Annotated in this window: 28 protein-coding genes and 1 tRNA gene; 13 read left to right on the forward strand and 16 right to left on the reverse strand. The window is 68.1% G+C overall.

Features of this window, described 5'->3' with window-relative positions; all coding sequences use genetic code 11:
* Positions 1 to 146: 146 nt before the first annotated feature.
* The 4 genes from CJZ80_RS15375 to CJZ80_RS13940 all read right to left on the reverse strand — a co-directional run bounded on the left by CJZ80_RS15375 (position 147) and on the right by CJZ80_RS13940 (position 3,780).
* Positions 147 to 650, reverse strand: coding sequence for a hypothetical protein (locus CJZ80_RS15375; protein ID WP_158217487.1), 504 nt, complete (start codon positions 648 to 650; stop codon positions 147 to 149).
* Between the two features lie 603 nt (positions 651 to 1,253).
* On the reverse strand, positions 1,254 to 1,643 hold the full coding sequence (locus tag CJZ80_RS13930; RefSeq protein WP_094514541.1) for a YidH family protein: 390 nt from the start codon (positions 1,641 to 1,643) through the stop codon (positions 1,254 to 1,256).
* Positions 1,643 to 2,296: an RdgB/HAM1 family non-canonical purine NTP pyrophosphatase gene (gene rdgB / locus CJZ80_RS13935; RefSeq protein WP_094514543.1), complete on the reverse strand. Its 654-nt coding sequence runs from the start codon at positions 2,294 to 2,296 to the stop codon at positions 1,643 to 1,645. The genes CJZ80_RS13930 and rdgB overlap by 1 nt, the downstream gene beginning before the upstream one ends.
* Positions 2,293 to 3,780, reverse strand: coding sequence for a phosphoglucomutase/phosphomannomutase family protein (locus CJZ80_RS13940; protein ID WP_094514545.1), 1,488 nt, complete (start codon positions 3,778 to 3,780; stop codon positions 2,293 to 2,295). The genes rdgB and CJZ80_RS13940 overlap by 4 nt, the downstream gene beginning before the upstream one ends.
* Positions 3,781 to 3,883: 103 nt before the next feature.
* Here CJZ80_RS13940 and CJZ80_RS13945 point away from each other — a divergent pair, with 103 nt between their 5' ends.
* Positions 3,884 to 5,407: a TM0106 family RecB-like putative nuclease gene (locus CJZ80_RS13945; protein ID WP_094514548.1), complete on the forward strand. Its 1,524-nt coding sequence runs from the start codon at positions 3,884 to 3,886 to the stop codon at positions 5,405 to 5,407.
* On the opposite strand, the gene CJZ80_RS13950 is transcribed toward CJZ80_RS13945, so the two are convergent.
* Positions 5,404 to 6,378 carry a folate-binding protein YgfZ gene (locus CJZ80_RS13950; RefSeq protein WP_198948323.1) on the reverse strand — a complete coding sequence of 325 codons (975 nt, stop codon included), beginning with the start codon at positions 6,376 to 6,378 and terminating at the stop codon, positions 5,404 to 5,406. The genes CJZ80_RS13945 and CJZ80_RS13950 overlap by 4 nt on opposite strands.
* 58 nt (positions 6,379 to 6,436) lie before the next feature.
* Positions 6,437 to 7,048 carry an orotate phosphoribosyltransferase gene (pyrE, locus tag CJZ80_RS13955; protein WP_094514623.1) on the reverse strand — a complete coding sequence of 204 codons (612 nt, stop codon included), beginning with the start codon at positions 7,046 to 7,048 and terminating at the stop codon, positions 6,437 to 6,439.
* A 251-nt stretch (positions 7,049 to 7,299) separates the two neighbouring features.
* On the opposite strand from pyrE, the gene CJZ80_RS13960 reads away from it, so the two are divergent.
* The 9 genes from CJZ80_RS13960 (at position 7,300) to CJZ80_RS14000 (ending at position 15,022) form a co-directional block, all read left to right on the forward strand.
* Positions 7,300 to 7,785 carry an occludin/ELL family protein gene (locus CJZ80_RS13960; RefSeq protein ID WP_233133122.1) on the forward strand — a complete coding sequence of 162 codons (486 nt, stop codon included), beginning with the start codon at positions 7,300 to 7,302 and terminating at the stop codon, positions 7,783 to 7,785.
* A 10-nt stretch (positions 7,786 to 7,795) separates the two neighbouring features.
* A tRNA-Ile gene (locus CJZ80_RS13965) sits at positions 7,796 to 7,868 on the forward strand.
* 164 nt (positions 7,869 to 8,032) lie between these two features.
* Positions 8,033 to 9,115, forward strand: a complete 1,083-nt coding sequence (locus CJZ80_RS13970) for a class I fructose-bisphosphate aldolase (RefSeq protein WP_094514553.1) — start codon at positions 8,033 to 8,035, stop codon at positions 9,113 to 9,115.
* A gap of 332 nt (positions 9,116 to 9,447) precedes the next feature.
* On the forward strand, positions 9,448 to 10,113 hold the full coding sequence (locus tag CJZ80_RS13975) for a class I SAM-dependent methyltransferase (protein ID WP_233133124.1): 666 nt from the start codon (positions 9,448 to 9,450) through the stop codon (positions 10,111 to 10,113).
* A 432-nt stretch (positions 10,114 to 10,545) separates the two neighbouring features.
* The gene (locus CJZ80_RS13980; RefSeq protein ID WP_094514555.1) at positions 10,546 to 11,250 is read left to right on the forward strand and encodes a GAP family protein; all 705 of its coding nucleotides are present in this window, start codon (positions 10,546 to 10,548) and stop codon (positions 11,248 to 11,250) included.
* A 433-nt stretch (positions 11,251 to 11,683) separates the two neighbouring features.
* Entirely contained in the window at positions 11,684 to 12,061 is a 378-nt protein-coding gene (locus CJZ80_RS13985; protein ID WP_094514557.1) for a hypothetical protein, read from the forward strand.
* A gap of 340 nt (positions 12,062 to 12,401) precedes the next feature.
* Positions 12,402 to 13,130: a class III extradiol ring-cleavage dioxygenase gene (locus CJZ80_RS13990; RefSeq protein ID WP_094514629.1), complete on the forward strand. Its 729-nt coding sequence runs from the start codon at positions 12,402 to 12,404 to the stop codon at positions 13,128 to 13,130.
* A gap of 267 nt (positions 13,131 to 13,397) precedes the next feature.
* The gene (locus tag CJZ80_RS13995) at positions 13,398 to 13,997 is read left to right on the forward strand and encodes a TetR/AcrR family transcriptional regulator (RefSeq protein ID WP_158217489.1); all 600 of its coding nucleotides are present in this window, start codon (positions 13,398 to 13,400) and stop codon (positions 13,995 to 13,997) included.
* 188 nt (positions 13,998 to 14,185) lie between these two features.
* Positions 14,186 to 15,022 carry an SDR family oxidoreductase gene (locus CJZ80_RS14000; protein WP_094514561.1) on the forward strand — a complete coding sequence of 279 codons (837 nt, stop codon included), beginning with the start codon at positions 14,186 to 14,188 and terminating at the stop codon, positions 15,020 to 15,022.
* 156 nt (positions 15,023 to 15,178) lie between these two features.
* On the opposite strand, the gene CJZ80_RS14005 is transcribed toward CJZ80_RS14000, so the two are convergent.
* Both CJZ80_RS14005 and CJZ80_RS14010 read right to left on the reverse strand, forming a co-directional pair.
* Positions 15,179 to 15,571 carry an MAPEG family protein gene (locus tag CJZ80_RS14005; RefSeq protein WP_094514563.1) on the reverse strand — a complete coding sequence of 131 codons (393 nt, stop codon included), beginning with the start codon at positions 15,569 to 15,571 and terminating at the stop codon, positions 15,179 to 15,181.
* Positions 15,572 to 15,597: 26 nt separating this feature from the next.
* Entirely contained in the window at positions 15,598 to 16,128 is a 531-nt protein-coding gene (locus CJZ80_RS14010) for a DoxX family protein (RefSeq protein ID WP_094514565.1), read from the reverse strand.
* 517 nt (positions 16,129 to 16,645) lie between these two features.
* On the opposite strand from CJZ80_RS14010, the gene CJZ80_RS14015 reads away from it, so the two are divergent.
* A complete protein-coding gene (locus CJZ80_RS14015; protein WP_094514568.1) occupies positions 16,646 to 16,897 on the forward strand; it encodes a hypothetical protein in 252 nt (83 codons plus the stop codon).
* A gap of 136 nt (positions 16,898 to 17,033) precedes the next feature.
* Positions 17,034 to 17,639, forward strand: a complete 606-nt coding sequence (locus CJZ80_RS14020; RefSeq protein ID WP_094514632.1) for a peroxiredoxin-like family protein — start codon at positions 17,034 to 17,036, stop codon at positions 17,637 to 17,639.
* A gap of 24 nt (positions 17,640 to 17,663) precedes the next feature.
* Here CJZ80_RS14020 and CJZ80_RS14025 read toward each other — a convergent pair whose 3' ends face one another.
* The 6 genes from CJZ80_RS14025 to CJZ80_RS15490 form a co-directional block, all read right to left on the reverse strand.
* Complete coding sequence (locus CJZ80_RS14025; protein WP_094514571.1) at positions 17,664 to 18,233, reverse strand: pyridoxamine 5'-phosphate oxidase family protein; 570 nt, start codon at positions 18,231 to 18,233, stop codon at positions 17,664 to 17,666.
* Positions 18,230 to 18,730 carry a hypothetical protein gene (locus CJZ80_RS14030; protein ID WP_369803105.1) on the reverse strand — a complete coding sequence of 167 codons (501 nt, stop codon included), beginning with the start codon at positions 18,728 to 18,730 and terminating at the stop codon, positions 18,230 to 18,232. The genes CJZ80_RS14025 and CJZ80_RS14030 overlap by 4 nt, the downstream gene beginning before the upstream one ends.
* On the reverse strand, positions 18,723 to 20,105 hold the full coding sequence (locus tag CJZ80_RS14035) for an NAD(P)-binding protein (protein WP_094514574.1): 1,383 nt from the start codon (positions 20,103 to 20,105) through the stop codon (positions 18,723 to 18,725). The genes CJZ80_RS14030 and CJZ80_RS14035 overlap by 8 nt, the downstream gene beginning before the upstream one ends.
* The gene (locus CJZ80_RS14040; protein ID WP_094514577.1) at positions 20,095 to 20,277 is read right to left on the reverse strand and encodes a hypothetical protein; all 183 of its coding nucleotides are present in this window, start codon (positions 20,275 to 20,277) and stop codon (positions 20,095 to 20,097) included. Before CJZ80_RS14040 ends, CJZ80_RS14035 begins: the two co-directional genes overlap by 11 nt.
* Positions 20,278 to 20,382: 105 nt before the next feature.
* Positions 20,383 to 20,859 carry a redox protein gene (locus CJZ80_RS14045; RefSeq protein ID WP_094514580.1) on the reverse strand — a complete coding sequence of 159 codons (477 nt, stop codon included), beginning with the start codon at positions 20,857 to 20,859 and terminating at the stop codon, positions 20,383 to 20,385.
* Between the two features lie 126 nt (positions 20,860 to 20,985).
* A complete protein-coding gene (locus tag CJZ80_RS15490; RefSeq protein ID WP_198948326.1) occupies positions 20,986 to 21,207 on the reverse strand; it encodes a hypothetical protein in 222 nt (73 codons plus the stop codon).
* Positions 21,208 to 21,328: 121 nt separating this feature from the next.
* Between CJZ80_RS15490 and CJZ80_RS15750 the strand changes: the two genes are divergently transcribed.
* Positions 21,329 to 21,490: a hypothetical protein gene (locus tag CJZ80_RS15750; RefSeq protein ID WP_233133125.1), complete on the forward strand. Its 162-nt coding sequence runs from the start codon at positions 21,329 to 21,331 to the stop codon at positions 21,488 to 21,490.
* Positions 21,491 to 21,535: 45 nt separating this feature from the next.
* Here CJZ80_RS15750 and cobA read toward each other — a convergent pair whose 3' ends face one another.
* Both cobA and CJZ80_RS14060 read right to left on the reverse strand, forming a co-directional pair.
* Positions 21,536 to 22,360, reverse strand: a complete 825-nt coding sequence (gene cobA, locus CJZ80_RS14055; protein WP_094514585.1) for a uroporphyrinogen-III C-methyltransferase — start codon at positions 22,358 to 22,360, stop codon at positions 21,536 to 21,538.
* Positions 22,357 to 23,260: CbiX/SirB N-terminal domain-containing protein (locus CJZ80_RS14060; RefSeq protein ID WP_094514588.1), on the reverse strand; the 904-nt coding region annotated here is incomplete at its 5' end. The genes cobA and CJZ80_RS14060, both read right to left, overlap by 4 nt.

Consider the following 23,260-nt stretch of genomic DNA (forward strand, 5'->3'; position numbering starts at 1 on the left):
GCCGCCGCGGGAGCCACCACCACCTCCCCGAGCGATCAGTTGTGTGGGAGGGGAGGCAGTTGCCGTTGAGGAATCAAAAGCGAAGCCGGCACCAGCGGGAAGTGTGACCATGCCAGCCAACACAAGGGCGAATCCGGAGAGTTGGTTCATTTCAGGACAAGATCACATCCGTCGTCGTAGCAGCTCGCGTTGGTGCGCCCGCTGCTGTCGAAGTGCACGCGAACCAGATCCCGCCCAGTCATCAGATCGGGTCGGTTCTCTTGCACGCTGTTGAGGTAGTTGGGATTGACGACGCAGAGATCCCGGCCGTTGAAGCACACCGTGTTGGCTGAAAACCGTGCCGACGCGCTTTGCAGGGTCTCCCACTTCTTGCGCTCGGCGTTGTAGAGCTCCATTTTCAGAGGGGAGTCGGTCACACGGATCGTTTTGGTCACTGCGCCGATGCGGTGTCGATACAACGTGACGCTGCCGAAATCCTCGGCTTCAACTGTGCAGGCCTGGGGATCCGCTCCCGCCAGGCTGCATCTGGTGGAAAGCTTGTAGAGCAACTCTGCACAGGCCGGTGCCGCAAGCAGGGCGAGTGCGCAGCTCGCCAGAGCTCCGCTGAACAGGACGATCGCTTTCTGGGGCATTGGGGTGGAAGGCTTCACCCTGCGGACAACCGCAGGGTGGAGGTAGGTGTTGCCTCACTGTGGCTGGGACGACTACATCGCCGCCACGGAGCGAATGGGTCCGCAACATTCTGACTCACATCCAGCGGCGCCGATCTTCGGAACCCAGGCGAGGACGTGGGTTGGTGGACACGGTGGGTCCCTGAAGGTACGTGAAACCTGTTGGCATGATCCGCTTGAGCCCCGGTCTCTCGCTGAATCCAACTTGGAGTCAACTCCCTGCCTGATGATGGTGTTGAGGGTATGGGTGAGTGCCGATCTCCACAGCGTCCGGGTTGTGCGCATCGCCCAAAGAATCGTATTTGCAGCGCGGGCTTTCAACTACTCCGGCGACGTCCCCTCCTTTGGCAGGAGAACGTTGTTCTCGTGAAGAAAGGCCACAGGCAACGCCTCGCCCCCAGCCTGCTGGAAAGGGTGGCGCGCGACACCTTCAATGGGCAGATGTCTTCGCCGCCCCGATGGGCGCATCTCGATCGCCTTCACCACCCCACGCGCATCCTGACCTGTGCCATCCGATTCAGGCCCGCAGCCGCTGCCGTTTTCGCCAGCGCACAAAGGGCAGCGCCAGCGCCACGGCCGGATTCACATCGGCCTCGCACCGGTGATCAACAGGATCAGGGCGACGCTGCCGATCAGGGTGAGGGCCATGGCGGTGGCGATGCCGATCGAGGTCTGGTCGAGATAGACGAAGTCGTCACGCTGGAGTCGCTTGAGCGTGCGCAGGTGTTCCCGCGCAGCGGCGGCCATGGCCAGGATGCCGGTGAGCACGAAGCCGATCGCCACCAGCCGCACGCCGAGGCCGGCATGGACGGGCCGCTCGAAGCGATTGGTGTTGATGGCGCCGATGATCTTGTCGAGACCAAAGCCGAAGCTGATCAGCGCCAGGCAGGTGCGGATCCAGGCCATCAAGGTGCGCTCTGCCGCCGCCCGGTTGCGTTCCTTGGCCAGCTCGTTGGTGAGATTGACTGCCATCAGGGCTGCAGCAGCGGCCCGAGCTGCGGCAGCAGCGCCGCCAGGGCCCGGCCGCGGTGGCCGAGGCGGCGCTTCAGATCGAGGTCCATCTCCGCGAAGGTGAGGCCGGCCTCCGGCACCAGGAACACCGGGTCGTAGCCGAAGCCGCCGCTGCCGCGCGGCGCCGTGAGGATCTCCCCAGGGCAGACCCCTTCCACCGTGAGCACGGTGTGGCCGCTGGGATCTGCCAGAGCCAGGGCGGCGGTGAAGCAGGCGCGGCGGTTGGCGGTGGGCGCCTGGGCTGCAGCTTGTTCGCCCAGTTCCCGCAGCAGCCGGGCGATGCGCTCGCTGTCGCTGGTGGCGTAGCGGGCCGAATGGATGCCGGGGGCGCCGCCGAGTGCCTCCACACTCAGGCCCGAGTCGTCGGCGAGTGCCCAGCAGCCGGTGGCCAATGCCACGGCTTCAGCCTTGAGCCGGGCATTGGCGGCAAAGCTCTCGCCTGTTTCCTCCACCTCGAAGCCACTGGGCTGGGGGCGCACATCAAGCGGTGGCAGGCCGGCGGCGCGGGCCGCCTCGCCGTTGAGGGCGGCGTTGAATTCCCGCAGCTTGCCAGCATTGCCGCTGGCCAGCACCAGCACGGTGGCGGGAGAGCCGGGCGGGGTGGTGGGGGTCATGCCGCCTCCGCGTACTGGCGCGCCCAGGCGAGCACCGCGGCCACCCGCTCGGGGCTGGGGCCTTCGCAGTAGAGACGCAGCAGCGGTTCGGTGCCGGAGAAGCGCAGCATCAGCCAGTGGCTGGCGCCGAGCCGCAGCTTGACGCCATCGGTGCGGATCACCTCCAGCACAGGCGCTCCGGCCACCTCCGTGGGGGCGGCATCGGCCAGCTGGTGTTCCAGCCGCTGGCGGGTGGCCATGTCCCGCAGCCGCAGGTCGAGGCGGTCATAGGTGCCGGCGCCGCCGTGGGCCTCGCGCAGCTGATCGAGCCGCTCTCCCAGCGGCAGCCCCCCTTCCACCACCGCTTCCACCACCAGCAGGGCCACGAACAGGGCATCCCGCTCCGGCAGGTGCATGCCCAGCCCCACCCCACCGGATTCCTCCCCGCCGATCAGCACATCGCCGCTCAACATCTCGGCGGCGATGTACTTGAAGCCCACCGGCTTCTCGATCACGCGCCGGCCGAGGCCTTCGGCCACCTGCTGCATCAGGTCGGAGCCGCTCACGGTTTTGACCACGGCGCCGGGCAGGCCGCGGGCGCGGGCCAGGTGATCGATCAGCAGTGGCATCAGCAGCTGGGTACTGCAGTAGCGGCCCCGCTCGTCGATGGCGGCGATGCGGTCGCCGTCGCCATCGAACACGATGCCCAGCGCCGGCTGGCCGGCGGCGGTGCTGGCGCGCACCGCTGCGATCAGTTCGCCCAGATAAGGCTCCAGCGGTTCGGGGGGATGGCCGCCGAACAGCGGATCGCGGTTCGAGCGGATCTCCTGGATGCCGCCGGTTTCAGCCGGGTGGGGTGCAGCGGCAGGCGGCTGGCCCAGCAGCGCCGGCAGGCCACCGGCGGCCGAGCCGTGCATGGGATCCACGATCACCGCCATGCCCAGCCGTGCCAGGCCCTGGCGCAGGGCGCCGGTGTCGACCAGCCGGCGCAGCCCCGCCAGGTAGCCGGCCCAGCCATCGAAGCGGGGGGTGTCGCCGGCGATCGGCACGGTGATGCCGCCGGCCTCCAGGCGCTTCTCCACCCGGGCGGTGAAGTCGCCTTCCACCGAGCCGCCGAAGTGGCCCTTGATCTTGAGCCCGAGCCATTCCGGTGGGTTGTGGCTGGCGGTGATCACCAGGGCGCCCAGGGCGCCGCGCTCCACCACCGCCCAGCTGCAGGCGGGGGTGGGCACGGGCGTGTCGGTGAGCAGGGGCTCCAGGTCGGCGCCCCGCACGGCGGCGGCGATCGCCTCGGCCAGTTCGGGCGCGAGGAAGCGGCGGTCGTAGCCGATCACCACCTCCCGGCTGTGCAGGCCCGGCGGGGCGGAATGCTCCAGCTCGCGGGCGGCGGCGGCTGCCACCGGCAACAGCCGCTCCACCGTGATGTCGACGCCAAGGATGCCGCGCCAGCCATCGGTGCCGAACCGGATCGGGCTGGGCTCCAGGGGCAGGGGGGCGGACGCCATGGGGGGGAGGGGAAGTGCCAGGGTCGTAGCAGCGTGACGCATCCTGCGGGGCAGAGCGCGTGCCGGCCTCTGGGCAGGCCACCGTTCCCTTTAGCTTGGCCGCATGCCTTCCGCCCACCCCGATCGGGTGCTCACCGACCGGTTGCTGCGCAGCTGGGTCCGCTGCCGTCGCCGCGCCTGGCTCGACCGCCATGGCCCCCAGGAGCGACGACTCTGGACGGCCCACCGCACCCTGCAGCTGGACGATCAGCAGCGCTGCTTTGTGCAGTTGCTGGGCCGCAAGCCCCAGCGGGGTGAGGCGGGTTGCGCCGACGCCGCGCCCGCCGTGGTGGGGCTGCGGCTGGCCGGCGAGGGCCCGGGCGGGCTGGCGCTGCAGGCCCACCCGCCCCTGCTGCTGCGCACCAGCGGCAGCAGCCGCTGGGGCGCCCATGCCTATCTGCCGGTGATGGCGCGCCACGGCCGGCGGCTCACGCGGGAACACCGCCTGCTGATGACGCTCTGGGGCCGGCTGCTGGGGGAGCACCAGGACGCCAGCGTGGGAGAGGGCCTGGTGCTGGCCCACGGCGCCCGCGGGCTGGAGCAGGAACACCTGGCGCTGGGCCCTGGACTGCAGCGCCAGCTCGACGACAGCCTGCCGAAACTGGCGGACGATCTGCAACGGTCTCAGCCGCCACCGCTGGTCAACGACCGCAAAAAGTGCGTGCTCTGCTCCTGGCGGGGCCTGTGCGACCAGGAGGCGGCCCAGCAGGGCCACCTCAGCGAAGTGAGCGGCATCGGCGGCAAACGCCGCGAGCTGCTGCTGGATCTCCATGTGGGCGGGGTGGCGGATCTGGCGGCGGCCGACCCCGGTGCCCTTGCCGATGCGCTGGAGGTGCACGGCGAGCAGCACCGTGAGGTGGCTGAGCGGCTGGTGGCCCAGGCGCGGGTGCAGCGCGACGGCGCTCCGCAACGGATCGCGCCTCTCCCCGGCCAGCCTCTGCTGGCGCTGCCGGAGCTGGCCGCGGCCCCCGGCGTGCTCGTCTACGACATCGAATCCGACCCGGACGCCCGCGACGACTTTCTGCACGGCTTTCTGCGGATCGAGCGGCAGGCCGATGGCCGCTGGCCCACGGCCGCCGCCGCCGGCAGCCGTTACCAGCCGCTGCTGGCCCTGCACGAGCACGGCGAAGCCTTGCTGTGGCAGCGCCTGCGGCGGGCGCTGGCGCGCAGCCCGGGGTGGCCCCTGCTCCACTACGGCGAAACCGAGGCGGTGGCGCTGGTGCGGCTTGCCCAGCGCCAGGGCGCCAGCGAACGGGAGGTGGCGGCGCTGCGGGCGCGGTTGGTGGACCTGCACGTGCGCCTGCGGCGCCACTGGTTGCTGCCGGTGAGCAGCTACGGGCTCAAGGGGGTGGCTGGCTGGCTCGGCTTCCGTTGGAGCCAGAAGGGGGTGGATGGGGCCCGCTGCCTGCTGTGGTGGCGCCAGTGGCGCGGCGATGGCACCGCTGCGGGTCGCGGCAGCCACCACAACCTGCGCTGGATCCTCCGCTACAACCACGACGACGTCCGAGCCACCTGGGCGGTGGCCCGCTGGCTGCTGGAGCAGGACCAATCGCCCCCGCACCAGGACCCGCCGGCACCACTGGCTTAGAGCTTGCCCGCCCCGCCGCCGGCGCCCACCGGCGGGGTTACGAACGCCTCCGGGATGGAGAGCGCCAGTTCCAGCCCGCCCTCGGCCTGCAGGCACGCCTCCGCCAGTGCCTGCCGCCGCACCAGGGCCAGCCCCAGCCAGCAGGCCGGCTGCTGAGCAGTGGCGGGCAGCTCCAGACACGAGGTGATGCGCCCGGCCCGGTCGCCCGCCGGGGTGTGCAGGCTGCCGCCCGGCAGCGGCAGCGGGCCACCGGCGGGAGGCGTGCACACCCAGCGGCGCAGTTGCTGCTTGACGCCGTCGTAGGTGGCCAGCTTGGCCAGGGTTTCCTGGCCCACGTAGCAGCCCTTCGAGAGGCTCACCCGCCCTGCCAGGCCCAGCTCGAACGGGTTCACCTCCTCGTTGATCTCGGCGGGCGCGGCGGGGTGGCCGCCCTGCAGCCGCCAGCGCTCGGCCTCGGCGGCAGAGAGGGCCGGCAGCGCCTGGAGCGCCTCTGGCTCCGGCGTCTCGGCCGGCAGCACCATCCGGCCGCCCGGCAGCAGAAAGCCCTCGGCGCCGTCGGCCGCGCCGAGGGGTTGCCATTGCCCGGTGGGCGCCAGCAAGGGGCCGGGAGCCTCAAACAGCGTGAACAACCTGACCGGCTGGGGCGCCCCCAGCACCACCTGATCGGCCGGAAACAGCACCCGATCGAGTGCCTGATGCACGGCGCCGCCATCACCGGCGCTCACCAGCAGCCAGGCGCCTGCGCCATCCACCAGCACCTCGGCCAGCGCGCGCAGACGGCCGGTGGGGCTGATGCAGCAGGTGGCCAGGCACTGGCCGCTCCGGGCCCGCTCCAGGTCCTGGCTGGTCTGGCCGTGCAGGAAGCGCAGGGTGTCGGCCCCTTCCAGGCGGATCAGCACCGCCGGCTGCTGCAGACGGCTGGGGCGGGGCGGCTGCCAGGCCCATGGGTCGGGCTGGGGATGGGGCGTCACGGTGGGGGAGCATCCGGCGCCCTTACCCTTGCAAATCACCGCCGGGATCGGGGCGGGATCAGTTGCTGGTGGTTGGGGAGTGGTTGCTTGCGGCTGCTTCGTTGTTGCTGGCGGCCGCGGCGATCTCCTCCAGCAGGAACAGGCTGCGCAGTTCCAGCCCGGCTGCGGTCATCGCCTCGAGGCCGCCTTCCTGCCGATCCACGATCGTGACCACCCGCTGCACCACATAGCCGGCCTCCCGCAGTTGTCGCACCGCCTTGAGCGACGACCCGCCGGTGGTGACCACGTCTTCCAGCACGGTGATCGTGCTGCCGGCGGCGGGGAGGGGGCCTTCCAGCCAGGCACCGGTGCCGTGGCCTTTTGCCTCCTTGCGCACGATCAAGGCATCCAGCGGCCGTCCCACCAGCGCCGCCGCCAACGCGACGCCGCTCACCAACGGATCGGCGCCGAGGGTGAGCCCGGCGACGGCCAGCGCGCCGTCTTCCACCTGCTCCAGCATCAGCTCCGCCAGCAGGGCCAGCCCGTAACCGCTGAGGCTCACCGGTTTGCAGTTCACGTAATGGTCGCTGCTGCGCCCGGAGGCCAGGGTGAAACGGCCATGGCGATAGGCGCGGTCGGCCAGCAGCGGCAGCAGGGCGCGGCGCCGTTCCGCCGGATCAGCGGGGGGCAGCGGGGTGGCCGGAGCGGCGGCAAGGGAGTCGGGAACGGCGGACACTGGCAACTTTCCGGCTTGCTGACTTAGTTTGCGCTCAAATAGCCAGCTCCTGCCTGCAACGGGCACGGGCGTCTCTGGTGCTTCCGATGACCCGCCCCACCCCTTCTGCTGTGGCTCCCACCCGCTCCGTTGCATCCCTGGCGTGGCCTTCCATGATGCGGCCGGGTCTCGTTGCATGGCTGGTGGCGGTTGGTGGCCTGGCGGTCATGACCACAGCCCCTGCGTTGGCCGACCCGGTGGTCTGCACCACAACGGTGGAGGCCGGTGCCTCCGGTTCGGGCCCAGGCCGCGCGGCGCCGGTGGAGGTCACCCGCTGCGGCGTGGTGGAAGCCACCGACACCCTCTTCATGCGGCGCGCCTTCAGTTGGCGCTCACCGTTTGCGGCGGGGGTGAACATCCTTCATCAGGCCACCGATATCCTCGGCATCGCGATGGGTGGGCCGGAAGGCAACCGCGTGATGGGACTGGGCTTTCCTGATCAGGCGATCATCTGGGATGGGAGCGCCATCAACAACACCGTCAACGCGGCGATGGAAGAACTCAGCTCGCCGATTCCGTTTCGCACAGCTGACCTGCCCAGCCAGTTCACCGGCAGTCTGCAGGGTTCCGGTGAATCGATGGCACCGCATCAGCTGGATGATGGCGCAGTACCCCCGTCGATGTGGTCACGGCCGATCCGCGGCTTGTGGTGAGCGGCACGCTGGGGGTCTAGCAATCTGGTGAATGCAGCGGACTCATAATCCGCCTAAGCCGGGTTCGATCCCCGGGACCCCCATCAAACAATTGTCGTCGGCTCATTGCGGCGCAAGCGGTGCGGCTTTCCGGAAGCAGACTCCAGCTGGATTCATTCCACACCGCGCCGTTGACACCGCCCTCTGCCCCACTTAAGGAGAGGTCGGAGCCGATCGGTTCTGCTGTTTGTTTCCCGCACCGGAATCGATGAGCCTCGAGAGCTTTCGCGATGAACTGGCCAGCACAGCCTGCACGCTGGCGGCCCGGGGCAAGGGACTGCTGGCCGCCGATGAATCCACCGGCACGATCGGCAAACGCTTCGAGGCCATCGGTGTGGACAACACCGAGGCGAACCGCCGCGCTTACCGCAGCCTGCTGGCCACCACACCTGAGCTCAACGAGCACATCAGCGGCGTGATCCTGTTTGAGGAAACCTTGTTTCAAGACAGCGTGAATGCGCTGGGCGAACCAGGTGCGCCGCTCGTGGACTTGTTCCGCAGCAGCGGCATCGTTCCCGGCATCAAGGTGGACCAGGGTCTGGAGCCGCTGGCGGGCGGACTGGAGGGAGAGAGCTGGTGCACCGGCCTGAAGGGACTGCAGGAGCGGGCAACGCACGCCTATGCGCGCGGCGCCCGTTTCGCCAAGTGGCGGGCGGTGCTGAAGATTTCCGCCGAGGGATCCCCCTCGGATCTGTGCGTGCGCGAGAACGCCTGGGGCCTGGCCCGCTATGCGCGCACGGTGCAGGAGGCGGGGCTGGTGCCGATCGTGGAGCCGGAAATCCTGATGGATGGAGACCACGACATCGAAACCACTGCCGCCGTGCAGGAGTGGGTGCTGCGCACGGTGTACAGCGCCCTCAGCCACTGCGGTGTGTTCCTGGAGGGCAGCCTGCTCAAGCCGTCGCTCACCCTGCCGGGCATGGCCTGCGCCACCCCGCCCAGCCCCGACCTGGTGGCTGAGTACACCTTGCGCACGCTGGAGCGCACGGTGCCGGTGAGTGTGCCGGCTGTGCTGTTCCTCTCCGGTGGCCTGAGCGAAGAGGAGGCGAGTGTGTATCTCAACGGCATCAATCAAGCCACCACGCCAGCGCCGTGGCACCTGGGCTTTTCCTACGGCCGTGCGCTGCAGCAGTCGTGCCTGAAGCACTGGGCTGGCCACGATCTGGCCTCCGGCCAGCAGGCGCTGTTGGCGCGTGCCCGGGCCAATGGCCTGGCGTCTCAGGGCCTCTATGCGCCCGGCTCAGAACCCTCCGATGGTGCGCCGTTGTTTGAGGCGAATTACAGCTATTAGGGGTGGGTTTTGATACGACGTTGGTGCGTTCCGGGCTGTGGGGTTGAATGCCTGACGATCTGAGCGGTTGACTGTTCGAGGACCTGAGACCTTGGACGCTGGTCATGGATAAGGTCGTCGTCAGTTCCTGTATTGATTGACACCCATCTGCCGAATGGGTGGCAGATGGATGTTCTGCTCTTCCTTGATGGCCATGTAGGCAGGATGTTGATGGCAATGGCGTTTGGCTGTCGTGAGTGGCAGAAGGCAGTGGGAGCGCCCAGATCCCTCTTGGCTGTGATGGCAAACGTCTGGAGAGAGTCTAAGATTGAACACTATCAGTTGATCTCGTTGTGGCCTCAGTTGATTGCGGCGGATTCCTGCATCGCTACTTCTTGGAAAACTCTTCCAAGCTCATGCATAAATGGATTCATTACTTTGATATCTATGAGCGACATTTCTCAAGATTCCGCAACGCCGCTCCGGTGATCCTTGAGATCGGGGTTTTTGGTGGCGGTTCTTTAGCTATGTGGAAGGAGTATTTCGGTCCCGGCGCACAGGTTCTTGGTCTTGACATCAATCCAGAATGCAAGCAGCATGAGGGCGAAGGTGTTGAGATCTTCATTGGTAGCCAGGATGATCCTGCGGTGATCGAGCGGATCCTCAGTCGCTATCCACGAATCGATATTGTCTTGGATGATGGCAGCCATCGGATGAGCCACATGGTCTCTTCGTTTGAATTGCTTTATGAACGCATTCATCCCAGAGGCGTGTACATGGTGGAAGATACGCATACTTGCTATTGGGATGAGTATGAAGGTGGAATTGGAAGATCGGGGAGCTTTATAGAGTTCGCGAAGGGAAAGATTGATGAGATCAATGCCGTGCATACGCGGGGTGCCTTGCCGATTTCCTCGTTCACCCGCACCACAGACTGCATCTCGATCTACGACAGTGTGGTCGTCTTTGAAAAGCAACCTCAAGGTACGAGGCAGGCGCCGATTACAGAGCCATTATGATGTTTCGTCTTCAAGCGATGGGACCAATTTCTGGCTTTTGGTCTTGTGGCATCGTTGGTCTTTTCCTTGGATCATTGAATTGATCATCGATCTTCAAATTGCTTCGCGGAGTTGCGGCGCGTTGTGGTCAGGTGTTTTTTCACAGAGCTGAGCCCAGGTCTTGTGAAGGCTCCACGACGGTCGGTCCGATCGGGAGGATACCTGCACACTTGTCAGCGAGAACCACGGGATCGAACACATCGGCTCTGCTGCTAATTGATCGTCAGCGACCATCTGGCTGATTATCTTTGGTCCATCTCCCCCACACCATGACCATGGTGATCTCAGCGCTCCAGCATCACCTCCTGCTCAGGATTCAGTCGTCCAACAAAAGCCTGCTGGCTTTTCACTTTCCTCCCATACAATCCAGCTCCCGGCTGGATCGGTGCGAGCGTGGGCCTGCTTCTTGTTTTGGTGGCGATCGGCCTGGTTGACAGTCTGTCGATGGTTCCCCTGGCTCTGGTGCCGATGACGGTGGCGCTTGGTAGCCGTCGTCCCGTGGCCCTTGCGGGTTCGTTTGTGGCGGGGGTTTATGTGGTGTATGTGTGCTTTGGCCTTTTGTTGTTGTTAGGAGCAGAAGCCTTCACAGCGCACTTCGGTGCAGGTCTTGCACGTCTCTGGAATCAACCCCAGGCACTGGAGTTGGTGATTCAGATCCTGGTGGGACTGTTGCTGCTGGCCTCCCCCTGGCTCATGCAGCGATCAACCACCGCCAAACCACAGGAGGCCCCAGCAACCGGCAATTCACCGGCCGCCATGGCGGTGCTCGGGGGCAGCTTGGTGTTGGTGGGCCTTCCGGGCGCCGTGCCCTACCTCGCGGCTGTGGAGCGGATCGTGCAATATGACCCACAGGGGCTGGCGGGAGTCGCTTATCTCCTCGTTTACAACCTCATCTTTGTGCTGCCTCTGCTCAGCCTGATCGGGCTGCGTTTCCTCTTTCCCCAGCGGGCCGGCAGGATCTTTCAGTCGTTGGCCTCGCTCAGTCTGTCGGTGCTGCCGAAGCTCACAGCGGCGGTGGTGGTGGTGCTTGGCTTGGTGCTGGTGGCCGACGGCATCGGTTGGTTTCTCGGTCATCCCTTGCTGCCGGTGTCGAGCTGACGTGCACGAGTGGTTCATTCACCTGTGCCAGCTACGGTCCATCTCCGATCACCATGGTTTTGCATCCACGGGCCAGAGGATGGAAACCTCAACCCATCAGCAGAACCATCAGGAGCAGGCTCAGTCCCTGCCTGGCAGTGGCTGGCAAGCTGCTGCCGCGCTTGTTCGTGATGTGGTTAGCGCGGAGTAGGCCTTTACCAATGATGACACTTGCCAGACAGGTGGGCCTCATTCAGTTATGTTTGCGCTTCGGATGATGGGTGTAGTCATGGGGTTGCAATCTTTGTTTCTCAAGTCCTTGCACTTGCTTTGTTCTGCTAGGCCGGTTCGGCGTTCGTTCCGTCTTCCGGGTGAATCTTCGCGGCCTCTTTCGGCGGCTTGTTCGGCGCCACACTCCTTGCAAAGGTCTGCGCGCCGCTGGTGGGCCATCCCCTTGCTGGTGATTCCGTTCACAGTGGCGCAGGCCCCAATCGCCTCCGCTCAGTCAACGAAGTTTGCCTTGGCCTGCATCGGCACCGAAACCGGTTATTCCGTGAACTTCGCTTATCGCTGGGGCAGCTCAGGTGAGTGGACGTCTGCCACCGTGGCACCCGGAAAGTGGCTGAAATTGACCTGGAACTACAAGTTTGCAGGCGAGAATAAATCGCCTGCGCTCAATGTGCGCTACGACGACAACACCACCGGCGTCACCAATATCGTGCGCACCCCTCTGAAGGCTTACGCGGCCACCCAATCCGATTGCGAAGACCAGGGTAAAACCTTCAACTTCTACCAGCGAGGCACGGAGCTGTACATCTCCGAGGAAGACTGACCACCGGCTTCGCTGATGGGGCGGCCTTACCTTCCCGACCATTGCTGCTGCCGCCACGTCTGTCGTCGCTGCTGCTGCCTCCTTGCTGCAGGCAGTGGTTCTCCCCTGTGCGTCTGCTCTACAGTTGCTCTGACAGTTCTGGGGTTTGGGTGATGGGCTCAGTGCCTTTCATGACCTTGGGCTCAATGCTTTGCATGGCCTTGGGCACTGGCGCTCATCCACCCAGGCAGCTGTGCAAGCAGCTTTGCATCAGGAGTGATCAGTGCAACGACTCCGGGCCCTGTTTCTCTCCCATGGTGGTGGTCCATTGCCTTTGCTTGGTGATGCGGCCCATGCCGAAATGGTTGCTTGCCTGACAACCATTGCCGCCACGATCGAGCGGCCTTCCGCCATCCTTGTCGTGAGTGCCCATTGGGAAGAGCAGCAACCCACTGTGACTGCCGGCGCGAATCCGTCGCTTCTCTACGACTACAGCGGATTTCCAAACGAGTCGTACGAGATTCAGTATCCATGCCCGGGTGATCCGCCGCTGGCGTGCGCCATCGCTGCGGCGCTGGCTGAAGCTGGCATCGAGGCCCGCCTCACGACCACGAGAGGATTGGATCATGGCCTGTTCGTGCCTCTGAAGATCATGTTTCCCGCGGCAGAGATCCCGTGCGTGCAGCTGTCTTTGCTTCGCAGCCTGGACCCTGCCCAGCATCTGGCCCTGGGCCGTGCCCTGCAAGGCCTGGCAGATCCGGGGTTGCTGCTGATCGGTTCGGGCTTCTCCTTCCACAACATGAAGGCCTTCTTCACGCCCGATACAGCTGAATCCAAGGCGATGAATGGGGCCTTCGAGAACTGGTTGCTCGACACCTGTTCCAACCGCCAGCTCGCTGAACAGGAGCGCAGCCAGCGTCTGCTCCATTGGCAGGACGCCCCTTTTGCCCGCTACTGCCATCCCAGGGAAGAGCATCTTCTGCCGCTGCATGTCTGCTATGGCTATGCGGCCTCGGCCTGTTCCAGCAGCTACGAACTACAGATCCTTCACAAGCGAGCGTGCATGGTGCTCTGGGAGGTTGAGGCCTAGGAGGCTGCTGACACTGTCTGGGGAAGCCGGGTGATGCGGGGTGAACACTTCAAATCCATCTCCTGCTGCGCCCCTGAATGACTGCCGCTCGCCGAGATACGGCTTGAAGTGCCTCTCTGTTCAGCCTCACGGAATTGCGACGGGAGCGCCCAAACGTTGTTCCGCAGCTTCCCAGCTGTGCTTTCCCATCGGGGTTGTTCATGCCTGCAGCTGAGCCACCCGCTGCGGGGCGGGTGAGGCCCACAGATTCATGGCATGATGCTCATCATGCGATACGCCGACGGTCACAAGCAAGCTGTGCGTGAGCGCATCCTGCGCGCTGCCGCTGCTGAGTTACGCCGTCAGGGGCTCTCGGGTATCGGCATCCCGGCGCTGATGAAACAGGCCGGCCTCACCCATGGCGCCTTCTATTCCCATTTCCAGAGCCGCGATGCCCTGGTGGCTGAAGCCATCCGCACGGCGGCCGCCGCCAGCGCCGAGGGGCCGCTGGCTGAGGAGCTTTCGCTGGAGCAGAGCCTTGCCTTCTACCTCTCGCCCGAGCACGTCGCTCACCCGGAGCGGGGCTGCGTGATTGCGGCGCTTGGGGGTGAGGGGGGTCGCCAGCCGGCGTCCGTGCGCGCCGCCTTTGCCGCTGCGGCCCATGGGTTGCTCGCGGCGATCGAGCGCAAGTTGCCCGCCCGCCCACCCGCCAAGGCGCCCTGCGGGGACGAGCCCGGCGATGCCACTCCCAGTGATGCAGCGCTGCAGCTGGCGTCGGCCATGGTGGGAGCGGTGCTGCTGGCGCGCCTGGTCGACGATCCCGTTCTGGCCAGGCGCCTGCTGGAGGCGGTGGCCCGCCCTGTTGGCCCCGGAGCCGGAGGTGGCTGAGCTGGGCCACGCCCCTGCCGGATCTGTCCCCTCTCTTTTTTGCTCAATGGCATGACGCACGTCATGGCTAACACCTGGAACTGCCGCTCGCCTGCCGCTGCCTATCCCCGCCGCGCTCCAATCCACTCCCCGCCTGTACACCAGCCGCGCTCCATCCGTTCCCCAGTCGTTCCAGTCGCTACCCAGCAATGACAGCCGCCCGTACCCGCCGTCAGCAGCATTTCCTCAGCCGCTACGGACCCTGGGCCGTGGTGACCGGGGCCTCTTCCGGCATCGGCCGTGCCCTGGCCTGCCGCCTGGCGGAGACGGGGCTGAACCTGGTGCTGGTGGCCCGCAGCCGCCCTGCGCTCGATGGCCTTGCCGCCCAGCTCGCTGCCCGGCACGGCGTGCAGGTGCGCGTGCTGGATCTGGATCTGGCGCGGGACGACCAGCTCGCTGTGCTTCGTGCCGCCACGGATCCGCTGGAGGTGGGTCTGGTGGTGGCCGCCGCGGGTTTCGGCAGCTCGGGCCCCTTTCTCGATGCCGACCTCACCAGCGAAACCGAGCTGCTGATGGTGAACGGCCGAGCGCTGATGCAGGCCTGTTTCCATTTCGGGCGCCGCTTTCGCGCCCGGGGCCGGGGTGGTCTGGTGTTGCTCAGCTCGATCGTGGGCTTTCAGGGGATGCCCTACGCCGCCCATTACGCCGCCACCAAGGCCTACGTGCAGGCCCTGGCGGAAGCGCTGCAGGTGGAGCTCAGCGCCTGCGGCGTGGATGTGCTGGCGGCTGCGCCGGGGCCCACCCACAGCGGTTTCGCGAGCCGGGCCGGCCTGCGCCTTGGCCATGCTCTCGACCCCGAAGCGATCGCCCAGCCGATCCTTGAGGCCCTCGGGCGTCAAGGCACCGTGCTGCCCGGCGCCCTCTCCAAGCTGTTGACCTACGCCCTGGTCCCCCTGCCGCGCTGGGTGCGGGTGAGGATCATGGGCCAGGTCATGCGTGGGATGACCAGCACACACTCGCCAGCAACGAAGACAAGCAGGAGCTGAAGAGCGAGGACTGGGAAGCAACAACTGAGGTGCAGCACAAGCAGCACCAGCAGTAGCTGAGGAGCAGCCTCGAAGCAGAAGGCCCGAACCGTTCCTCCTGACCTGAACTGTTCCTCCTGGAATGCCAAGGCCTGCGCGGCGCCACCCTGACGGGGTTCAGCCCAGCCTGGCGAGCACACCCACCAGGGCCATGACCAGCAGCACGATGCTGCTGGTGAAGCTGATCGCGAAACCGGCGGCCCGTTTCTCGGCCGCCTGGAGGTAGCCGACGGCGAAGGCCACGCGGCCGCCCACCCAGACGAAGCCCAGCGCTGTGGCCACCGGCTCACTGCTGAACGCCACCGCCAGCCAGAAGCAGGGCAGGAAGACCATCAGCTGTTCCAGAGTGTTCTGCTGCACCCGCAGCGCCCGCTCAAACGGTTCGGGACCCACCACCGAGGGCGGTTTGACGCCGTGCTTGACGCGAGCCGCGCCCACCAGCATCACGGTGGCAAGAAAGCCGACCATGGCCACGAGGGTGACCAGGGCCGGTAGTGGGGGAATCGGCATGTCCGCTCAGCGGGGAGATTCGATTCTCAGAGGGAGGTCGGAGCAGCGGTGGCTGCGCGGTTGAGGGGCACGCTGCTGGACATGGCCGCGCTGCCGGCGGCTGCGGCGGTCTGGGGCTGGCGGGCGCCGAGCAGGCCGCTGAGGATGCCGGCATCAAAGGAGAAGCGGCCCGGGCCGTTCAGCAGGATCGCCAGGCTGCCGCCCAGGTACAGCACCACCAGTTCCAGCACGTAGATGTTGAAGCCGCTGGTGAGGATGTGGTGGTAAGCCGCCACGCCCATCGTTCCGGCCAGGGCCAGCGCACCGATCGGTGTGAAGAAACCCAGGATCACGCACCAGGAGCCGAGGATTTCCGAGAAGCCCGCCACTTCGGCGAAGAACACCGGGAAGGGCAGGTGCAACGGCACCACGTAATTGGTGGCGAAGGTCTGCGGATCTGCCAGCTTCTCCTGGCCGTGGTGGATCATCATCGCGCCGATGGCCAGGCGCAGGATCAGCAGGCCGGTGTTGGCGAGGAAGCCTTCCCGCAGCACGTAGCGGGACAGAAAGGAGGTCATGGGTGCAGCCGGAGCGGTGGTGAGGGGGGAAGAAGGGGGAAAGGGACGGGGGGCGGGAATTCTGAGAAAGGCGGAGCTGGCAGCGCCGGCTCAGAGCTGTCCCTGGGAAGGGCCGGCCAGACCGGCGGCCCATAGGGCAACGGCCGCGGTGAGGAAACCGAGGAACACTTCCAGCAGGGTGAGGGTGGTCATGGACTTTTCATTTCTTTACACACGATGGCGCGACAGGTGAAGAAGTGTGAGGAGACCGGCTTGTGGGCGGGGTCGAGGTCGGGGGGTGGGGTCGGGGCCGAGCGGCTGCGGCGATGACGCGGGTGCGGACTTGGAGCCGTTGGGCCGCAGGAGGGCGCCGTGCGCCTGAGCGATTGGTGCACGGAAGTGGCGCCGCACAGGAGCGCTGGAGGCAAGGCAGCGGCTGGCCCTGCGGCTGACTCGGTCTGGCCGTGTGCGGCTCTCGGCCGGGCCCGCGCCGGCCCGCGTCTCGCGACAGGATGTTTACATTCCGCAACATCGGTTCATGACCGTCGGCGAACTCTTCATCGAAACCCTCGCCACCGGGGTGATCACCCCGTCGGAGCTCGATTGGGTCGTGGCCCGTCAGCAGGGCTTTTCGCGGGTCGAGGAGGCCACGGCGCTGCGTCTCGGTCGCCTGCTGGACGACGGCGAAATCCAGCTGGGCTGCCGCCTCTCCTCCGCCAAGCTGCACAACGACCTGATCCGCCAGGAGTGGATCGAACCGCTCGGCCGCCGGCGCCATCGCCAGGGCTGAGTCCGCTCCCTTCTCCTTCTCCCCCGCCATGACCGCTGCCCCCGCCCCTGAAGCGGCCCCAGCTCCCGCCGCAGGAGTGGCCGTCGGCTGCCGCGCCCCTGCCGCGCTGCTGGAGCGCCTGGCTGGCCTGCCCGCCATGGGGCCGGGCCGTCGTCGCCTAGTGCTGCTGTGGCCCCAGCTCGGTGATTTCGACAGCCTCGAGTACGCCCAGGCGCTGGTGCCTGCCCTGCCCCGGCTGCAGTCCGCCGGCATCGAGGTGCTGGCCATCGGTATCAGCCATGGCCCCGGGCGTGAGCGCTTCTGCGCGTTCACCGGCTTCCCCCCGGAGCGGCTGCTGGTGGATTCCGAGCCCAGGCTGCACCGCGCCCTTGACCTGGCGGAGGGTCTGGGGGCCAGCGCCGGCCCCTGGCCAGGCCTGCTGCTGATGTGCGCCGGGATCAGCTCGCCGGGCACGCTGGCGGAAGTGCTGCGTGGCTACACCGGCGATCGCCGCACGCCGCTGCGGCCCTTCGAGCTGGCCACCACCCGGTTGCGCAACATGATCGAAGTGCTGGGCCATTGGCGCACCTATGTGCCCCGCGACGACTTCCTCACCCAGCGCGGCGGCACCTTCCTGATCGACGCCGACGACCGTCTGCTCGCCGTGCACCGCGATCCGGGGCTGCTGGGCTTCTCGGCCACCATGCACCGGCCGCTCCAGTTTCTCGAGCCCTTTCTGGAGGGGGAAGCGCTCCCGGATTGAGCGTGTTCTGGCGGCACAGGCGGCTCAGGGATTGAGCGCCTCGCACTGCCAGCCGGTGGCTTCCCGCCAGCGCTGACGGCGGTGCGGTGTGCCGCTGAGCTCCAGCAACTCCACCTGCTGCACCGCAATGCGCAGCAGCAGAAAGTGGGGCGGCAAGGGCGTGCCGTCGGCCAGTTCGCTCGGAAACGCCGCCTGCGGATCGAGTGCCTGCCCCGGCGGCGGCCAGCCCCACAACGCCCGCCCCGCCGGGCTCAGCTGGCGCCAGTGCCGCTCGCGCGCCGCCAGCAGGTCTGCGCCGACCGGCAGCTCCAGGCGCCCGCGCAGGCGGAACTGGCTGCGGGCCTTCGGCAGCAGCCAGCAGAGTTCCACCGCCGGCTGGGTCGCCAGCTCCTCGGCTTTGGCGCTGCGCCCGTCGCTGAGCAGATCGAGCCGCACCGCATCTGCCCAGCCGCGGAACACCAGCGTGCGCACCCGTGGCGTGCCATCGGCGCCCACGCTGGCCAGCTGCAGCCAGCGCGCTGCCGGCGAGCGACCCTCCCGCTCCCGTGCACCGCGCAGCAACACGCGCCAGGCGGGCAGGGCGCTGCTGCTCAAGCGGCGCGCTCGCAGGCGTAGCTGATCACGCCCCCCTGCCGCTGCTGGAAGCGCGGCGCCGCCGGATCCTCCAGGCTCCACCACCACTTGCCGTCGGTGTAGCTGGGGGCGCCGGCGTTGTTGGTGCGCGGCAGCTGCAGCGTCACCCCGCGCCACCGCAGCACCACGAACGCGCCCGGCACCGTGCCCGCCGCCGTGTTGGGAATGCCGATGGCATCAACGGCGCCGTTGTCGGCCAGGGCCAGCAAGGGATCGCCATCGCAGCGGTAAGCCTCGGGGCTCGCCGCCAGCGCCGGGGCGGGGGTCTGCAGGAGCGGCAGCAGCACCAGAGCCAGCACAGCAACCATCGCCGCTGCGGCGCGCCCGGCCGTGGCGAACCAGTGGCCGGCCGAGCGCCCGGCTTGGCGCGGCAGTGGCCCTGCCTGGCGCTTCAGTTGCTGCGCCAGAGCCTGCGGCCGGCACATCGGGGGCATGGGCGGCAGGCGGGGCTCAGCCATTGTCTTGCCTCCCTCGGGCCGCCGTGTCGGGACGCGCGTTCCACGCTGAAGACGAACGCCTACCCCCAGCCGTGGCCGTAGCTGAAGCCTCACCGGTGGCCGCAGTAGAAGCCTCATGCGCTTCTGCAGCCAGACAGCCCGAAGCCGCGCCCACTGCTGGCGTGCCAGGGGGGCTCAGCAGCCCCATCAGGCGCTCGGCCAGGTGTTCGCCGCTGCGCCACGCCCCTTCGGCGCGGCCGAATCCGGGCCCGGCCAGGTAGTCACCGCAGAACGCCAGGCGGCTGCGGGCGCAGAGGCTGAGGTCGGCGGGCAACCCCTCGCCGCGGGGAAAAGCGGCGCTCCAGCGCATCAGCTGCCGCTCTCCCGCCGGCGGCTGGCCGGTCGCCTCAGGGAGCCAGGCGGCTAGCGCGGCCTGCACGGCGGCCGTGAGTTGCGCGATCAGGGCCTGCTCGCGCTCCGGGTCGAGCTTCACCCCCGGCAGCTGCACAGCGGCGGAGCCCGAGCCCACCGTCTGCAGATGGTCGGCGGCGAGCGCGGCGCTGGAGTGGGCCACCACCGCGCAGCGGCCCTGCGCACCGGGCTGGATCGACACGCGCCGCAGTCCCCAGCGGTGCTGGGCGCCGGCATCGAACTCCAGCAGGCGAAACGGCAGGGCCAGCCAGGGTTCCGCCGCCGCCCCCTCCAGCTGCCAGATCAGGTTGCTGCAAGGCTCCGCGCCCAGGGTGGCGATCACGCGCAGCGCCGCCGCCAGCTGCGGGTCGCCGGCCGCCAGCGCCGCCAGCGGTGCGGGTGCAGCGCCCAGCAGGGCCCGCCCGCGCGGATGCACCAGCAGGGTGCCGCTCAGCACGAGCCAGTCGGCGTCTGCCAGGTGTTCGCCATCGCCGCCGAGCAGGCGCCAGCCGCCGCCTGCCCGTGGTTCCAGCCGCTGGATCAGGCGGGAGCTGTGCAGCGTGCAGCCGGCGCCGGCCAGGGCCAGCAACCCGGCACACACCTGCTCCATGCCACCGCGGCCGCGGTAGAGGCTGCCCTGCAGCAACGGCTCCGGCCCGATCGGCTGCAGGGCGCCGCTGGCATCAAGGCGGGCGCAGGGTTCAGGCCAGGGTTCGATCCAGCCACCCGCCAGCAGTGGCGCCAGCAGCGCCGGCGGCGGATCGGTGGTGATGGTGAGCAGTGGAGCACCGTGGTCGGCCCGCCGCTGCGGATCGTGGCGGGAGCGGCGGGTGCTGGCGCGACCGCCGGGCCCACGCCCGGCTTCCCAGAGGGTGATCGGTGCCGGCCAGCCCAGCTGCGTCAGCTGGGCGGCGAGGGCACATCCGGCCAGCCCCGCGCCGACGATGGCCAGCTGCGGCTGCGGGCTGCTCGCCTCAGGGGGCATGGACGCGGAGCAGTTGGGCGCCGTAGTCCTCGCTGAACATGGCCTGCAACTGCCAGGCCTCCAGCAGGGTCTTGGCGATGGCGCGCAGGGCTTCGATGTCGTCGCAGTCGTCGATGGTGCGCGAGTGCATCGCCACGGTGAACTCGCGATCGAGGGAGAGGGGAGAAGCCACAGCGTTTTTATAAAACGTTACAAAGCTCGATGCCTTGCTGTGGGTCGGCTCACCGCACCACCCGCTGCTTGCTGCTCACCTGCGCCAGCCCCTGGAGGCCATGTCTCACCAAGTGACGCCGTGCAGCTTCGGCAGCGGTGCTGTCTGGCTGGTGACGGCGTAGAGCTGGGGAATGTTGTGGCTGTTGTAGACGCGGAATTCACGCACCAGCGACGCCCCTTCCTCGCGCACCGCCTGGTTCAGCACCAGCGAGCCATCCGGGTCGGACACCGAGCGGTGGAAGGTGCCGGGCGGAATGCGCAGGATGTCGCCGCCGGTGTCGAGCCGAACGATGTGGAACGGGTAGTTCCAGCCCAGGTTCACCAGGAAGAAGGTGCGGCCGCCGTGCATGGCCAGCAGGTTGTCTTCCTGATGGGGATGCAGATAGAACTGCCACGCCCCGGTGGCGGGGTCGTCGGGGGGGCTCACGGCCGGCCCGGTGTGCACCACCAGATCCCTCGCATTCGAGGTGGGCACGGTGATATCGAAGAAGCGGACCGCCGGGGTATCGCGAAACTTCTCGTAGGGGATCAGCTCAAACATCGGCGCCGGCCGGGGCGAGCGATGCGGGCCCTGTGGCAGAGCGGTTGTGGTCATTGGGGCCACACCGGGCGGAACCGGCGTCAGACGGTGGTCTACCTAAACGATCATCACACTCAGTTGAACGTTTCAACCACTACGGAATGACGTTTTGGGACCGGAAACCGTTCCGGTTGGTTGAATGCGCCACAGAGCTTCAACCGTTGCAAGCGCCGCCGCTGCCCCCTGCCTGCTGACGCCGCTGCTGCCCGCCTCGGCCCTGGCCCAGAGCCAGCGCACGGCCCCCCGCCCCACCAGCCGCCCCACCAGCCGCCCCACCGTGTCGGTGCCGGCCTTCAAGAACACGGTCACCCAGCAGACCTGGTGGTGGAGCGCGCCAACCTCAAGGAGGTGCTCTCCGAGCAGAAGCTCAGCGAGCTCGGCATCGTGCGCAAGGGGCCCAACGCCGCCCAGAAAGGCCAGCTCCCAGGGCGTGAGCCTGTTGCCGGCCGCCAAGGCACTGCGCGCCGCCTTGATCGATGCCTCCAGCTACGTGAGCTGCCTGGTCCCGCCCACCGATGGCTGCATGGAGGCGTTCGAGGCCCAGGACCGCCAGCGGCGCGAGCGCACCCGCGGCGTGCTCCAGCTCGACTGAGCGCCGAAGGCCAGCCGGGTGTACCGCCGTGCTGTACTCCCGCGTTCAGAAGGGGATCGGCATGTCCACGGCGGCCGGTGCTGGTGCGCAGCCCGCCACCCGCTCCTCCACCACCTGGCCCACCACCACGATCGACGGCGACTGGAACCCCTCCGCCGTCACCCGCGCTGCCAGGCTGCCGAGGTCGGCGATCAGCTGGCGCTGGCCGCTCACGGTGCCCTGCTGGATCACGGCGGCGGGGGTGGTGGACGCCAGGCCGCCCGCCATCAGTTCCTCGCAGATGCGTGGCAGGTTGTGCAGGCCCATGTAGATCACCAGGCCGTCGCTGCAGCGGGCCAGGCCGCGCCAGTCCACGCCGGGGCGCCCTTTGTCGATCTCCTCGTGCCCCGTCACGAAGGTGACGCTCGAGCCGGCGCGCCGATGGGTGACCGGAATGCCCGCATAGGCCGGCGCCGCGATGCCGGCGGTGACCCCCGGCACCACTTCCACAGCCACGCCATGGCGGGCCAGGTGCGCCGCTTCCTCACCGCCCCGGCCGAACAGGAACGGATCGCCTCCTTTCAGGCGCACCACCAGCCGATGCCGCCGGGCCAGCTCCACCAGCACGGCATTGGTGCTCGGCTGTGGCACCGAATGGTGCCCGCGCCGCTTGCCCACGAAATGGCGCTCACAGCCGGCCGGCGGCAGATCGAGCAGGGCCTTGGGCACCAGCGAGTCGTAGACGAGGGCATCGCACTGGCTGAGCAGCCGGTGGGCCTTGAGCGTGAGCAGCTCGGGATCGCCCGGCCCTGCCCCCACCAGATAAACCTTGCCGCTGGCAGACACGCCGCTGGAAGGGGAAACGTCGTCCGGCAGGGGCGTGGCTGTCATGGCAGCGCCGCGAGCTGCTCCAGCAGCACACGCTGCAGGCGCGGCCGTTGCAGCAAGGGGGGGCCGAGCTCCAGCGGCAGGCTGTCCGTGAGGCGGTTGGCGGCCAGCGCCAGAGCAAGGACAGGGCTGCGGATCGCCAGTTGGAGCTCCTGTGGATCTGGCGCACTGTATGAAGCGGGCCTGCAACCGGCACCGGTGATCCTGCTCAGGTGCTGCAGGTAGCGCCGGCCCAGCGCCCCGTCCAGGGGGTGGTGCAGCAGCAGCGGCGCTGCGGCCGCCCCGTGTCCCAGCTCCTGCACTTCCTGCGCCAGGGCCTGCTGCCAGCAGCGCCAGGCCCCCAGAAACGGCAGCCGGTGCAGCGGACCGGCCTGACGCCAGCGGGCGGCGATCGCCGGCAGGTCGTGCCGCACATGGCCGCCTGGCACCAGGAACAGGGGCACCAGCGTGGCGCCCTCCGGTCCCTCCGGCCGCGGCGGCAGGGGTGCATGGGGCGACCCCTCCGCTGCGGTCAGCGCCAGCAGCCGCACGCTGGCGCCGCGCTGTTGCTCCAGCGTGTCGCGCAGGGCCAACAGGTCGTCCGGGATCAGACCGCCGCTGCGGCCGTGCACCAGCAGCAGCAGGGGGCTGGGCGGCAGGGCGTGCAGGCGCCGTTGCCGCCGCGCCGCCACGGCCGGATCGAGCCGGTCTGCCGCCAGGCCCAGCAGCAGCGCCCGCCCTCGGGGCAGGCGGGCCAGCAGGTCGATGGCGTCGGCGGCCAGCTGGGGGTCGAGATCGGCCGCCAGCTGCGCGAGCGTGCGGCGCAGCGCCGGCAGCGGCCAGCTGGACAGGCCCACCGCCAGCCCTTCCAGCGCCGCACGGCGCTGCGCCGCCGGGCCCGGCGCCAGCGCCAGCCGGCTGAGC

The sequence above is a fragment of the Synechococcus sp. MW101C3 genome (assembly GCF_002252635.1).
Classification (GTDB): domain Bacteria; phylum Cyanobacteriota; class Cyanobacteriia; order PCC-6307; family Cyanobiaceae; genus MW101C3.

Bases quoted from the DNA above. Each gene is read 5' to 3' on its own strand.
- CJZ80_RS13940 (WP_094514545.1), bottom strand. From the start codon at position 3,780: ATGGCGTCCGCCCCCCTGCCCCTGGAGCCCAGCCCGATCCGGTTCGGC.
- cobA (WP_094514585.1), bottom strand. From the start codon at position 22,360: ATGACAGCCACGCCCCTGCCGGACGACGTTTCCCCTTCCAGCGGCGTG.
- CJZ80_RS13970 (WP_094514553.1), top strand. From the start codon at position 8,033: ATGAGCCTCGAGAGCTTTCGCGATGAACTGGCCAGCACAGCCTGCACG.
- CJZ80_RS13995 (WP_158217489.1), top strand. From the start codon at position 13,398: ATGCGATACGCCGACGGTCACAAGCAAGCTGTGCGTGAGCGCATCCTG.
- CJZ80_RS13990 (WP_094514629.1), top strand. From the start codon at position 12,402: ATGGTTGCTTGCCTGACAACCATTGCCGCCACGATCGAGCGGCCTTCC.
- CJZ80_RS14035 (WP_094514574.1), bottom strand. From the start codon at position 20,105: ATGCCCCCTGAGGCGAGCAGCCCGCAGCCGCAGCTGGCCATCGTCGGC.
- CJZ80_RS14000 (WP_094514561.1), top strand. From the start codon at position 14,186: ATGACAGCCGCCCGTACCCGCCGTCAGCAGCATTTCCTCAGCCGCTAC.
- CJZ80_RS14020 (WP_094514632.1), top strand. From the start codon at position 17,034: ATGGGGCCGGGCCGTCGTCGCCTAGTGCTGCTGTGGCCCCAGCTCGGT.
- CJZ80_RS14005 (WP_094514563.1), bottom strand. From the start codon at position 15,571: ATGCCGATTCCCCCACTACCGGCCCTGGTCACCCTCGTGGCCATGGTC.
- CJZ80_RS13960 (WP_233133122.1), top strand. From the start codon at position 7,300: ATGACCACAGCCCCTGCGTTGGCCGACCCGGTGGTCTGCACCACAACG.
- CJZ80_RS14015 (WP_094514568.1), top strand. From the start codon at position 16,646: ATGACCGTCGGCGAACTCTTCATCGAAACCCTCGCCACCGGGGTGATC.
- CJZ80_RS13945 (WP_094514548.1), top strand. From the start codon at position 3,884: ATGCCTTCCGCCCACCCCGATCGGGTGCTCACCGACCGGTTGCTGCGC.
- CJZ80_RS14030 (WP_369803105.1), bottom strand. From the start codon at position 18,730: ATGGCTGAGCCCCGCCTGCCGCCCATGCCCCCGATGTGCCGGCCGCAG.
- CJZ80_RS14010 (WP_094514565.1), bottom strand. From the start codon at position 16,128: ATGACCTCCTTTCTGTCCCGCTACGTGCTGCGGGAAGGCTTCCTCGCC.
- CJZ80_RS14045 (WP_094514580.1), bottom strand. From the start codon at position 20,859: ATGTTTGAGCTGATCCCCTACGAGAAGTTTCGCGATACCCCGGCGGTC.
- CJZ80_RS13930 (WP_094514541.1), bottom strand. From the start codon at position 1,643: ATGGCAGTCAATCTCACCAACGAGCTGGCCAAGGAACGCAACCGGGCG.
- rdgB (WP_094514543.1), bottom strand. From the start codon at position 2,296: ATGACCCCCACCACCCCGCCCGGCTCTCCCGCCACCGTGCTGGTGCTG.